11 protein-coding genes are annotated in these 12,452 nt (G+C 63.7%); 9 read left to right on the plus strand and 2 right to left on the minus strand.

Going from position 1 to position 12,452, the window contains the following annotated elements; genetic code table 11:
- The first annotated feature begins 164 nt into the window (after window positions 1–164).
- Together BANT918_RS12255 and BANT918_RS12260 are read left to right on the plus strand one after the other, a co-directional pair.
- Complete coding sequence (locus BANT918_RS12255; RefSeq protein ID WP_101620516.1) at window positions 165–1,535, plus strand: MFS transporter; 1,371 nt, start codon at window positions 165–167, stop codon at window positions 1,533–1,535.
- Between the two features lie 191 nt (window positions 1,536–1,726).
- Window positions 1,727–2,380: a transcriptional regulator gene (locus tag BANT918_RS12260; RefSeq protein ID WP_101620517.1), complete on the plus strand. Its 654-nt coding sequence runs from the start codon at window positions 1,727–1,729 to the stop codon at window positions 2,378–2,380.
- A gap of 81 nt (window positions 2,381–2,461) precedes the next feature.
- Here BANT918_RS12260 and purB read toward each other — a convergent pair whose 3' ends face one another.
- The gene (purB, locus tag BANT918_RS12265; protein WP_101620518.1) at window positions 2,462–3,892 is read right to left on the minus strand and encodes an adenylosuccinate lyase; all 1,431 of its coding nucleotides are present in this window, start codon (window positions 3,890–3,892) and stop codon (window positions 2,462–2,464) included.
- Window positions 3,893–4,128: 236 nt separating this feature from the next.
- Here purB and BANT918_RS12270 point away from each other — a divergent pair, with 236 nt between their 5' ends.
- The 7 genes from BANT918_RS12270 (at window position 4,129) to BANT918_RS12300 (ending at window position 10,944) form a co-directional block, all read left to right on the plus strand.
- Complete coding sequence (locus BANT918_RS12270) at window positions 4,129–4,374, plus strand: hypothetical protein (RefSeq protein WP_101620519.1); 246 nt, start codon at window positions 4,129–4,131, stop codon at window positions 4,372–4,374.
- The gene (locus BANT918_RS12275; protein WP_101620520.1) at window positions 4,371–5,165 is read left to right on the plus strand and encodes a hypothetical protein; all 795 of its coding nucleotides are present in this window, start codon (window positions 4,371–4,373) and stop codon (window positions 5,163–5,165) included. Before BANT918_RS12270 ends, BANT918_RS12275 begins: the two co-directional genes overlap by 4 nt.
- A complete protein-coding gene (locus BANT918_RS12280) occupies window positions 5,165–6,682 on the plus strand; it encodes a hypothetical protein (RefSeq protein ID WP_101620521.1) in 1,518 nt (505 codons plus the stop codon). The genes BANT918_RS12275 and BANT918_RS12280 overlap by 1 nt, the downstream gene beginning before the upstream one ends.
- A 392-nt stretch (window positions 6,683–7,074) precedes the next feature.
- Entirely contained in the window at window positions 7,075–8,229 is a 1,155-nt protein-coding gene (gene pdhA, locus BANT918_RS12285; protein ID WP_101620522.1) for a pyruvate dehydrogenase (acetyl-transferring) E1 component subunit alpha, read from the plus strand.
- A complete protein-coding gene (locus BANT918_RS12290; protein WP_101620523.1) occupies window positions 8,229–9,206 on the plus strand; it encodes an alpha-ketoacid dehydrogenase subunit beta in 978 nt (325 codons plus the stop codon). The genes pdhA and BANT918_RS12290 overlap by 1 nt, the downstream gene beginning before the upstream one ends.
- 16 nt (window positions 9,207–9,222) lie before the next feature.
- The gene (locus tag BANT918_RS12295) at window positions 9,223–10,644 is read left to right on the plus strand and encodes a dihydrolipoamide acetyltransferase family protein (RefSeq protein ID WP_101620524.1); all 1,422 of its coding nucleotides are present in this window, start codon (window positions 9,223–9,225) and stop codon (window positions 10,642–10,644) included.
- Window positions 10,645–10,671: 27 nt separating this feature from the next.
- The gene (locus BANT918_RS12300) at window positions 10,672–10,944 is read left to right on the plus strand and encodes a hypothetical protein (protein WP_101620525.1); all 273 of its coding nucleotides are present in this window, start codon (window positions 10,672–10,674) and stop codon (window positions 10,942–10,944) included.
- Window positions 10,945–11,265: 321 nt separating this feature from the next.
- Here the strand turns inward: BANT918_RS12300 and BANT918_RS12305 are convergent, their stop codons facing one another.
- Window positions 11,266–12,159, minus strand: coding sequence for a protein kinase (locus tag BANT918_RS12305; protein WP_101620526.1), 894 nt, complete (start codon window positions 12,157–12,159; stop codon window positions 11,266–11,268).
- Window positions 12,160–12,452: the final 293 nt, after the last annotated feature.

The following is a 12,452-nucleotide window of genomic DNA, read 5'->3' on the forward strand; positions in this document are numbered from 1 at the left end:
CGGACGGATGAACGGACCGGTGAAGACGGAAAAACGGAGCAGCGGACACTGACTGCACGGGGCGAGAAGACGTAGGGTGGTCAGGAGTAAAGTCCAAACGGTCGGCTCTCAGCTGACGCAGCGGGAAGAACTGTCGCAGCATTTCTGAAGAAATGGAATCGTCGATGTCGGAATTCGAATCTCAAGCCCAATCGGACCCCGCAGCTGTCAACAGCCCGCAGAAGGAGAAGGGGCGCCGGCGATCTATGATGGTCGCGGCCTTCGGCACCATCGTCGAGTGGTACGACTTCTCGATCTACTTCTACGTCGCGACGATCCTGACCAAGGAGTTCTTCGGCGATCGCACCGATTCTCTCCTGCTGACCCTGGGCGTCGGGGCCGCCGGGTTCCTGTTCCGACCGCTGGGTGCGATGGTCTTCGGTCACCTCGGCGACAGGGTGGGACGCAAATCCGCTCTTGTCGTCTCGGCCGTGCTCATGGCCGTTGCCATGCTCGGTATCGCGATCATGCCGACCTACGACATGATCGGCATCTGGGCCGGGGTCGGGATGGTCTTCTTCCGCTGCCTCTCGGGCTTCTCGGTCGGCGCTGAGTACACCGGCATCATGGTCTTCCTCATGGAGTCGGCCGGCAGCAAGAGGCGTGGTCTCGCAGCCAGCTGGGCCGCGGCCAACAGTGAAGTCGGTGCCCTGCTAGCAGTGGGATCCGGTGCCCTGCTGGCCAACCTGCTGACCCCCGACGCGATGAGCTCGTGGGGATGGCGAGCCCTGTTCATCCTCGGTGCTGTCCTCGCCGCGATCATGGTGCCGCTGCGGAAGATGATGGAGGAGACCGACACCTTCAAACGCCTGCAGGCCGCAGAGAAGAAGAAGCCAGCGGTCAAGCACACGCGCTCGCCGCTGATCATCGCCTTCATCCAGCAGCCGCGTGCGATCCTCGTCGCGTTCCTCATCTCGTCTATCGGTTCGGTCAGCTATTTCCTCAACATCACCTATGTGCCGACCTACATCGAAGAGGTCGCGCATGTGAAGAGCTCCGGATCTTTGGCGTTGGGCACGATCGCGGCCGTCGTTGCGATCGTGATCACGCCGCTCTTCGGCGTCGCCTCTGACCGGTTCGGGCGGAAGAGGACGCTGGCTGTGCTCATGGCCGTATTCATCCTCACCACCGTTCCCGCATACGCGCTGCTGGCCGATGGGAACTCCGGAGTCGCGATTTTCGGCGTTGCGTTCCTTGCCGTGCCGGCCGCCGGCTGGAGTGCTGTGGCAGCGGCCATGGTGCCCGAGCAGTTCACCGGAACCAGCCGGTTCTCCGGAATGGCGATCGGGTACAACGTGGCCACGGTCCTCTTCGGTGGACTGTCACCGCTGATCGCGACCGCGCTGATGAGCTCGACCGGTTTCACGCTTGCGCCGGCGGTCTACGCGACCGTCATCGTCGTCGTGGCCGGCGTGCCGACCCTGTTCCTGGCGCGCAATATGGCGGGCCGGCCCTTGGCAGAGGTCGACAAGGATCGCGAGCTGGTCCCTGCCTGAGTCCGCTCGGCAGGCATTCTCGTTGGCAGTTTCAGTTCTGCGCGCCTCGACGGCGCCTTGGTGACGTGAGCGTTGCAGATCTGGCACAGGCGGAAGCACGAGTTGCTCACCCTTTTGCCTAGACTCAATCGTGTTGTTGCATCTGTTTGGCTCAGGTCCCCTCAGATACCCATCCTGTTGAAAGGAGCGTCATGAAACGATCGAATCGAACTTTCCTTGCGAGCGCAGTCGCACTCAGCTGCGTGCTCACCTTCACCGCCTGCTCCCCGGGCACCGATGAAGAGGCATCGGCTGACGAGACTCAGGTGGAGGAGACACAAGAACCTACAGCACTGGAATCTGCCAATGAGACTGCGGACTCCTCAGACTCTGGTGCATCCGTGGCTGAGCAGACCGAAGTCACCATCGGTGAGACCATCGAGGACCCGGACATGGGAGACACGATCGAAATCGTCTCGGCTGTGCGCGACTTTCCGTCGAGCGAAAAGGCCGACGTGGCGCAAGAGGGCGGAGAGATCGTCCTCCTCCAGGTCACAGTTGCTCCCGGCGAGGAATTCGGCGGGCTGGTCTCGATGGGCGACTTCGAGATCTCCTACGACGACGGAGCCGAGTACTGGAACAACGACACTCGTATGATCGCCGAGGAGATGGACGAAGCCGGATTCTCCCCCTACGAGGATGTTTCCCGTCGGGATGGGGGCGAGCACACCGGTTGGATCGCCTACTTCCCGGAAGAGAAGCGTGACACCTACAAGATGCAGTACCAGCGGGCCGGCGCCAAGGTGATCGGCTCGGACGAGGAGATCGACGAATACACCAAGGACTTCGAGATCCCAGCGCCCTGAGATTCGAAGACCCTGCGACTCGAGCACCCTGAGTCGAAGCGCTCCTGTCCGATTCGAGTCGGGCAGGAGCGCTTCTTGTCTCTACTCGGTCGCAGCCTTCCAGTCGGAGACCTCTGAATGCGCCAGCTGCGCGGCGACGCCGACGTAGGTGGCCGGAGTCAGCGCGGTGAGCAGTTCGGTCTCTGCCTCGGGCACTCCGAGACCGGCGACGAAGGACTGCAGATCGGCCTGTGTGATGCGCTTGCCGCGAGTGAGCTCCTTGAGCTTCTCGTAGGGGCTGTCCATGCCCGGCACACCCTGCAGGCCGGCGGCGCGCATGACCGACTGGATCGCCTCGCCGAGGACCTCCCAGTTGGAGTCGAGGTCGGCGGCCAGCGCCTCCTCGTTGATCGCGAGCCTGTCGAGGCCCTTGATCAGGTTGTTCAGCGCCAGCACCGAGTGGCCGTAGGACACGCCGATGTTGCGCTGTGAGGTCGAGTCCGTGAGGTCTCGCTGCATCCGCGAGGTCACCAGGGTCGACGCGAGTGAGTCGAGCAGTGCGCAGGAGAGCTCGAGGTTCGCCTCGGCGTTCTCAAAGCGGATCGGGTTGACCTTGTGCGGCATCGTCGAGGATCCGGTGGAGCCGGCGACGGGGATCTGCTTGAAGTAGTTCATCGAGATGTAGGTCCACATATCCGTCGCCAGATTGTGGGCGATGCGGTTGAACCGTGCGATGTCGGCGAAGAGCTCCGCATCCCAGTCGTGGGATTCGATCTGCGTGGTCAGCGGGTTGAATGTCAGCCCCAGGCTGCCTTCGACGAAGGTCTTGGCCAGCTTCGGCCAATCCGCGCTGGGCACGGCGGCCAGATGGGCCGAGTATGTGCCGGTCGCGCCGTTGATCTTGCCGAGGAACTCGCTTGCCTCGATCCGCTCATACTGGCGGCGCAGGCGGTGGACGAACACCGCGAGCTCCTTGCCCATCGTCGTCGGCGTCGCCGGCTGGCCATGGGTGTGGGAGAGCATGGGGACCTCGGCCAGCGCCGAGGCGGTATCGGCCAATGAGTCGATGAGTGCCTTCGCGCGAGGCAGCCACACATCAACGGTGGCGCCCTTGATGCCGAGGGCCCAGGACAGATTGTTGATGTCCTCGGAGGTGCAGCAGAAGTGGACGAGCTCGCTGAGATCGTCTGCGCCGATTTCGACTAGCGCCTCTTTGATTGTGTACTCAACGGCCTTGACATCGTGAACCGTGACGGCCTCATGGGCGGCGAGGGTGGCGATCGTCTCAGCATCGAAGTTCTCCGCGAAGCTGCGCAGTTCGGTGACCTCGTGCTCGGTGAGACGACGGACGCCGTCGATCACGGAGTTCTGGGCGAGGTGGATGAACCACTCGACCTCGACGGTGATTCGATTACGGTTCAGGGCCGCCTCGGAGAGGTGATCGACGAGGTCAGCGGTGTCTTTGCGGTATCGACCATCGAGGGGTCCGAGAGCAATGGCGGGCGAGATGTCAGCAAGCGAAACGGTCGGCATGGCCCCATTTTCTCATGAGCCGCTCACGAACGCGGAACCGACCACCAGGCGGTCCTGCTGAGGGCTGAGACCCGATTGTGACTCGTGCTCTTCCAGCTGTGGATTCGGCCGCGACTTCAACACCGGAAGCTTGTGGAACGTCGACCGGTTTCCACAAGAGGAATCTGAGAGCTTCCGGCCGAAGGTGGCGATTCGTACGGTGAAGGCTGAAGCCTAATCGCAAGGGGAGGACGACAGTGATCACCGATGAGCTGGCACTCAACCGGGACGGGTGGAGGCGGCGAGCAAACGAGCTGCGCAGACTGGCGCAGAACTGTCGGCAGGTCGAAGGGTGGGACTCCCCAGCAGGACGAATGCTCGGCGATCGCCTGCTGACGTGTTCGGACTCGATCATCGCTCTCGCAGACAGGGCCGACAAGCTCGCCGAAGCCTACGACCTGCATCTGCAGGTCGTCTCAGTGGGAGGTCGGATTCAGCTATGAGCGATAGGGCGAAGCCGGCGGCCGAGCCGGGGAAGGCTGCGATTGAGCCGGGGAAGTCTGCAGAAGTGCGGGGCAGCAAGTGGTTTGCCGTCGACATTGCACGGATCATGGGGCTTCCCGAGCGGCTGAGAGCACTCTGGCCCCACGAGCTGATGCCACGTGCGGACGCTGCCGAAGACACCTCGGCACGGGAAGCGGCAATGGTCGTGGCCACGGGCGCCGGAAAGGAGGTCGCGGAAACGGTGATGCTGGGGGACTCCGCCGACAGGAAATCCAAGCGCGGGCTCGATGTGCTCACTGCCTGGCTGACCGGTTTCGCAGCCGAGCTCAATCTCACCCGCTCTCGGATCACCATCGTCATCAGCTCCGGAGATGAGACCGCCCACCTCGAGGTGTCCCTGTGCGATGACATCTGCCTGGCTATTCTGGTACTGCACGGTGAGGGCTTCGAAGAGTTCGAAGGCTTCGAGCTCCTCAGACGCCTCCGACCTCAGGAGCTCGGACAGGTCACCGAGGAGCTGTGCTCTCTGGTCGAGAAGGACTGTGTGCTCACCCTGACCTACCTGAGCGAGGCCAAAGTCGCCGGGATGGAGTTCCTGCACAGAGTTGACGGAACCTGGGCTCGGCCGACGCTGGAGCGCGACGGGGAGACGATCACCGTGGGAACTGAACACAACCTCGAAGCCGATGCGGTGCGAGTCATGATTGCGGCGACCCTGACTCTGCTCCGGACGACGGTGACCCAGCGATCTCCGAGCGCCAAGCGACCGTCGACGACCGGCCGCCGGTGATGATCGCGACCCGAACCGTTGGCGGTCCGCAGCTGAGGATCGATGACCGGGCAGACTCCAGCGGAGACGAACTTCAGCGCATCTGCGGCAACATCGCTGACCTGTCTGCGGAAGGATCACTCGCCGACTTCGACCTGGCCACACTCCTGACTCAGGTCCCCGCCCCACTCACGGCGATCAACCTCGACGCCTGCCGGGTCGTCTACCACCACCAAGCGGCGGTCGTGCTCATCGAACTCGAAGCCACCGTCCTCGCCGTCAGAGCCGCGGCCCTTGCCTACCGGCAGGCAGAGAAGGGCATCAGCGACACCTTCGGTGGGCTGCTCGACTATTTCGGCTACGTCACCGGTCGCGTGATCGCCATCAGCCTGCCAGTGCTCATTCCGATCGGGCTCGCGGTCGCGGCCCCGATCTACCTGGGGGTGAAGTTCCTCGACGTCACGGGCCTCGACGACGTGGTTGCCAAGCACTTCGGCATCGACCTGGCGCAGACGAAGGCGGCGGCCAAGGAGACCTTCGTCGCACTCGTGTTCGAGAACTCCGATGTCTCCGGAGCCGTCATCGAACACGTGCTGCCGGGAATCGTCGTCGGCTTCATGGGGCTGCCGCCGACGGTGCTGGCCACCGAGGGCGATCACGCGCTGTGGCCACACGACTCGTCATCGATGACGGCGTGGATCCTGGGAGGTGCGAACATGTTCGGACTGCTCCTGCCCTCGGACGTGGAGGTCTGGAGGGCCAAGGGAATCACTCCGGCCGATGATGAACCGCCGTGCGACCTCGAAGACCTCTACGGCAGGGAGGCAGACCGCCACCGCGGCGCCGACTCCGGACAAGTCCGGATCGAAGAGATCACTTCCCCCGACGGCACTACTCGCTATATCGTCTACGTTCCTGCGACGACCGACTGGTCGCCCGACGCCGGTTCGAACACCACCGATCTGACGACGAACGTGCAGGCAATGGCCGGCAACGACACCGTCATGGCGGAGATGGTCCGCCAGGCCATCGCCAATGCGAATATCGCGACTGATGCCGAGGTCATGCTGGTGGGATATTCGCAGGGTGGAATCACTGCCGGCTCGCTGGCCGCCGACCCGGCATTCTTGGCCGAGGTGAATGTCACCGCGCTCGTCACCGTGGGCGCGCCGATCTCAGACTTCCCAGTTGACGAGGGCATCGACGTCCTCTCGATCGAGCACGAACAGGACCTGGTGCCCGACCTCGACGGCAACGAGAATCCGGCTGAAGACCATTGGTCGACGATCACCGTCGACTACGATCCCGAGCAGCTGCGCCGAGCCCCGAACCTGAAGGGCAGGACCGATGCCGAACTCGACGAACTGTTCGCCTCCGCCGGAGCCGCGCATTCTTCGGCCGCCTACAGTGCCTCGATCGGGCTCATGCTCGCAGCCGGCCATGCAGGTCTCAACCGATTCACCGCGAAGAACTCAGGGTTCTTCACAGGCGACCTCAAGGAAACCAGGGACTACCAGGGAAAACGCACACGGACATGACCGTGGCCAAAAGCCAGCGCAGCCTCGGCGAATTCCGATCCCGGCCTCGGCGAAATCCGATCCGCACCTCGGCGAGGTGAGGCTCTGAAGAGCTCGGACGTGCGTTTGTCGGACGTTGGACCAACTCTGCGACGATCGACAATTCGGCATGGAACCCTTTGGACGTGAACCACACGCGCGAAATTCGACTCCTAGGCTGAACCGAACCATAACAATCGGCGCTCGACGCACGTTGCCGATGTGGCATGCAGTCGGTGGATTCGGTATCGTGGTAACACCTGTGAATAACATCACTCGAGGGCGAGAACTCACACCAGAGATCCCGTCCGCAGGACACCGTCCGCCACTGGTCACCTCCGGTGCGCTTGGACCTTGAACAAAGGAGAACTGAAATGACCTCCAACATTTCAGTGGGAACCGGGACTGCCCACAGTCAGTCATCGGAACCTCGGATGATCCAGATGCTCACCGAAGACGGCAATCGCGTCGAATCCGGTGAATATGACGCTTTCGCGGCAGAACTCACCGATGAGGATCTGCGCGGCTTCTACCGGGACATGGTCCTGGTGCGCCGCATCGATGCTGAGGGTGCGGCCCTGCAGCGTCAAGGACAGCTCGGCCTCTGGGCGCCGATGTTCGGTCAGGAAGCAGCCCAGATCGGAATGGGACGGGCGGCTCGCCCCCAGGACTTCGTCTTCCCGACCTATCGCGAACACGGCCTCGCCTACACTCGCGGTGTCGAACCGGAGACCCTCCTCGGCATGTTCCGCGGCCAGGACCACGGCGGCTGGGACCCTCAGGAACACCGTTTCCACACGTACACGATCGTCATCGGTTCGCAGACTCTGCACGCCACCGGCTACGCCATGGGCGTGTCCATGGACGGCGACGTCGGCACCGGCGACCTGGAACGCGACACAGTGGCCATCGCCTGCTTCGGCGACGGAGCGACCTCGCAGGGTGACGTCTCAGAGGCACTGACCTTCGCCGGAGCCTTCCACGCACCCGTGCTGTTCTTCTGCCAGAACAACCAGTGGGCCATCTCCGAACCCACCCACGTCCAGTCCGCGGCACCGCTGTGCAAGCGCGGCGAAGGATTCGGTGTTCCCGGCCTGCGCGTCGACGGCAACGACATCATCGCGATGTACGCCGTGGCCAGGGCCAGCCTGGATTCGGTTCGCGCCGGCAACGGTCCAATGCTCATCGAGGCCTTCACCTACCGTCGTGGTGCCCACACCACGGCCGATGACCCGACCAAGTACCGTGATCGGGCAGAGGAAGAGATCTGGGAGGACCGCGACCCGCTCAAGCGACTTCGGGCCTACCTCGACAACCACACGGACACCGCCGACGAGTTCTTTGCCGAGGTGGACGCTGAGGCCGACACTCTTGCCGCCCGCATCCGCCACAACTGCATGACTATGGAAGATCCCGATCCCGTCGAGATGTTCGCCCATGTCACCTCCGAACCTCACCCCCTCGTCGATGAGGAACGTGCGGAATTCCTCGCATACCAGGCCTCATTCGCCGATGCAGGTGAGGCCTGATGGAGAAACTTCCCCTGTCAAAGGCCATCACGGCCGGAATGCGCAAAGCCATGGAGGACGACCCGAAGGTCGTCCTCATCGGTGAGGACATCGGTAAGCTCGGCGGCGTCTTCCGCGTCACCGAAGGCCTGCAGAAGGACTTCGGTCCGCAGCGGGTCATCGATGCGCCACTTGCCGAATCTGGCATCGTGGGAACCTCGATCGGCATGACGCTGCGCGGTTACCGCCCGGTCATCGAAATTCAGTTCGACGCCTTCATCTTCCCGGCCTACGACCAGATCGTGACCCAGGTCGCCAAGCTCTACAACCGCACGCTGGGCAAGGAGCGAATGCCGCTCGTCATCCGCGTGCCCTACGGCGGCGGCATCGGCTCACCCGAGCACCACTCGGAGAGCCCGGAGACGGTCTTCGCCCACCACGCTGGACTGCGCCTGGTCTCACCGTCGAACGCCCATGACGCCTACTGGATGATGCAGGAAGCGATCAAGAGCGACGACCCGGTGATGTTCTTCGAGCCCAAGCGCCGCTACTGGCTGCGCGGAGACGTGGACACCGCGAACCGCGGTGGCCTGGGAATGCACGATGCCAGTGTCGTCTCCGAAGGCACCGACGTCACCCTGGTGGCCTACGGCCCACTGATGCCCACGGCCAAAGACGTCGTGGCAGCCGCGGCAGACGAAGGAAAGAGCGTCGAACTCATCGACCTGCGCAGCCTCAGTCCCATCGACTTCACAACACTTGAGAAGTCCGTGAAGAAGACCGGCCGCCTGGTCGTCGCACACGAGGCGCCGACCTTCCTGGGGCTCGGCTCCGAGATCGCGGCACGCCTGTCTGAGCGCTGCTTCTTCAACCTCGAAGCTCCAGTCATCCGAGTCGGCGGCTATCACACGCCGTACCCCGGCTCGCGGATGGAAGAGCACTACCTGCCCGACCTGGATCGCATCTTCGATGGTGTCGACCGGGCACTGGCCTACTGACTCAAGGAGAGTTGATATGTCTTTTGAATTTTCTCTTCCTGACGTCGGTGAGGGCCTGACAGAGGCCGACCTCGTCTCGTGGAAGGTCGCCGTCGGCGATACAGTCACCGTCAACCAGATCCTCGTCGAGATCGAAACGGCCAAGTCTCTGGTCGAGCTGCCGAGCCCTCAGGCCGGACCGGTCGAGGCTCTGCTGGTCGATGAGGGCCAGACCATCGAGGTCGGAACACCGATCATCCGCTTCGGCGGCGGCGATTCCACCGGAAGCTCCGAGGCCGCAGGAGCATCGGCACCTGCTGCAGGAGACGCACAGGACTCGACCGAGAGCGGAGGCGACGCCGAAGGCGGCGCCACCCTGGTCGGCTACGGCGCCAAAGCAGCCTCGTCGAAACGCCGCCCCCGCAAGGGTGCAGGTGTTCCGGCCCCGGCAAGCTCGACCGCGGCGCCTGCCGCACCGGAAGCTCCAGCGTCAGCGGCACCGGAAGCTCCTGTGGCAGAGGCACCGCCCGAAGCCACGACACCGGGCACCGCCTCGGCGGACAAACCTCTGGCCAAGCCTCCCGTGCGTAAGCTCGCAAAGGACCTCGGCATCGACCTGGCCACGGTCGTTGCGACCGGTTCGCGCGGCGAAGTCACCCGTGACGACGTCAAGGCCGCGGCCAGCGGCACCGGCGCAGCAGCCACCGCAGCGACAGCTTCGAGCGCCGGGGCCGCAACCGTTTCGGCGGGGGCCAGTTCCACAGATGAACTCGAGGAGCGGATCCCGTTCAAGGGCGTGGCCAAGATGATGGCCAAGGCCATGGTCGAATCCGCGTTCACGATGCCCCACGTCACCGAGTTCCTCGACGTCGACGTGACCGAGACGATGGCCTTCGTGCGCAAGCTCAAGTCCACGAAGTTCCTGGGCGAGGACATCAAGGTCTCTCCCTTGCTGCTCGTGGCCAAGGCTGTGGCCTGGGCTGTCGCCCGCAACCCGCGGATCAACTCGTGCCTTGAAGGCGAAGAGATCGTCGTCAAGAAGTACCTCAACCTCGGCATCGCCGCGGCCACCCCGCGTGGCTTGATCGTGCCCAACATCAAGGGCGCACACGCGATGGGCCTGACCGACCTGGCTCAGGGCATTCAGGATCTGACTGCCCTGGCTCGTTCGGGCAAGACGCCTCCGGCCGACCAGTCAGGCGGCACGATCACCATCACGAACGTCGGTGTCTTCGGCGTCGACGCGGGAACTCCGATCATCAACCCCGGCGAGGCCGCGATCATGGCCTTCGGGCAGATCCGGAAGAAGCCGTGGGTCGTCGGTGACGAGATCGTTCCACGTGACATCACGACGCTGTCGGTGAGTGCTGACCATCGCGTCGTCGATGGCGAGATCATCTCGAAGTTCCTTGCCGACGTCGGCCGCGGACTGGAGGATCCGACGCTGCTGCTGGCCTGAGACGGCTCTCAGCCGGCAGGGACAGGCATGAAAGCCGCCTACGTCAATCACCTCGGCGAGGTCGACGAGATTCGGTACGGTGACCTTCCGGACCCGGTTCCGGGACCCACCGACTACCTCAGCGAGGTGAGCGCGGCCAGCCTCAACCACGTGGACGCCCTTGTGCATTCCGGTTGGTTCCCCACCTCGACACCCCTGCCCTTCGTTCTGGGCAGGGGCCTGGTGGGCACCGTTGTCGGCGCGCCCGTGGGAGGAGCTCTCCTACCTGGTCAGGCCGCGTGGTGCAGCAGTCTGGGCTAGGGCGGACGGCAGGGCTCATACTCCGACTATGCAGTCGTCCCCGACGACCGGCTCTACCCGGCCCCGCCTTCGGCAGGTGTCGGAACAGATGCGAACGGCAGCAGCGCCCATCGCCTCGTGGCGCTGGCCCGCCCCGCGACGACGGCATGGTTGGGCTGGTTCGAACACGGCCGGCTCGCCCTCGGCCAGAGCGTCTTCATGTGCGGGGGAGCGGGCAACGTCGGCACAGCCGCCGGCGCCGAGGTGGTTCTTGATCACAACCTGAGCCGAACGCCGGTGTCGGGGCCACGGACTCTGAACCGAAAAACGTGTTCCAGGACACTACTCGTCGAGGTAGGCGCTGTTGTCGGTCGGGCTTCCGTCCTTGACCAGACGTTTGGCAAGGCAGTGGTTGCGGTCCAGGCCCCAGGAGCGGCACTGATCAAGTGCGGGTTCGGGGTCGCTGTAGGGGGTGTCGATGATGGTGACCCAGTAGTTGTCGTCCTTGTAGGAATCCCAGTCGCCGCTGTGGATGAGGATTGCACCCGGGTATTTGACGCGATTGGTCTCGAACTCGTCCACGATGTCCTGTGCTGTCCACGTCTTGCCCTCGGCCTCCAGGCCGACATCCTTCGCGCTGACCTGCGTCACCCACTGTCCTTCGAGGTCTTCGGCCTTCGCGGTGCCTTCCTTCGTGTAGGCCGACAGGGCCTCCTGCGGACTCGCTGTCGGCTGCACCAGAGGCTCGGAGGGGGAGGGGGAGGCCGATCCGGTCTCGTCACCGCCGAAGTCGACAGGCACGGCTCCCGTTGACGGTGCCAACCAGCGCACTCCGAAGAAGGCCAGGAGCGCGAGAACCATGATGATGACGATGATGACGACGGTGATCTTCGCCCCATTGCCCTTCTTCGCAGCCGGTGCGGGGTGGAGCGGGATCTGCCCGGACGTCGGGCCGTCGGAGCCGTGCTCGGGCTGTCCGGGTGAGTTCTGAGACTGTTCCTGGAACGGGGAGGCCCCCGCTGGGGTGAAGGCGTTGCGCGAGCGATTTTTGGATACGGGTACGTCGCCAGTGTGCCGTTCGAGATACTCGTAATAGGTCGAGTTGTCGAAGTCAGCAGCACTCGGGGCGGACTCCTGGCCCGGCGACGAGGTCAGACTGGCACGATCCGATTGGTCCTTCTGCCAGTCATCACTGGTCGCTGGACGGATTCGCGGCCTCGGTGGAACGTCGCTCATCGGTCCTCCTGAGTGCCAGGTGTGGTGGCAATCATCTTCTTACCTTGGCACGACATCGGCACGTGTTCAACACGAGCCAGAGCAGGATGCGTTGTGTACTGGATCGCGGGCGCGAACATGCGTGCGGGATGAGTGCGGGTGGGAAACGGTGTTCGCCCCGCGAATCCGGGCACAACGCGTTCTCGGATCCTCGGCGGCGACACCTCCAGGGGGTTCCGCGACGGAGATTCAGTGAATTTGCCCTGAAGGCCTGTTTCTCTCTAAGATTGTTATCTGTTGTGTCGTAGCCGTTC

Source organism: Brevibacterium antiquum CNRZ 918 (assembly GCF_900169145.1).
Taxonomy (GTDB): Bacteria; Actinomycetota; Actinomycetes; order Actinomycetales; family Brevibacteriaceae; genus Brevibacterium; species Brevibacterium koreense.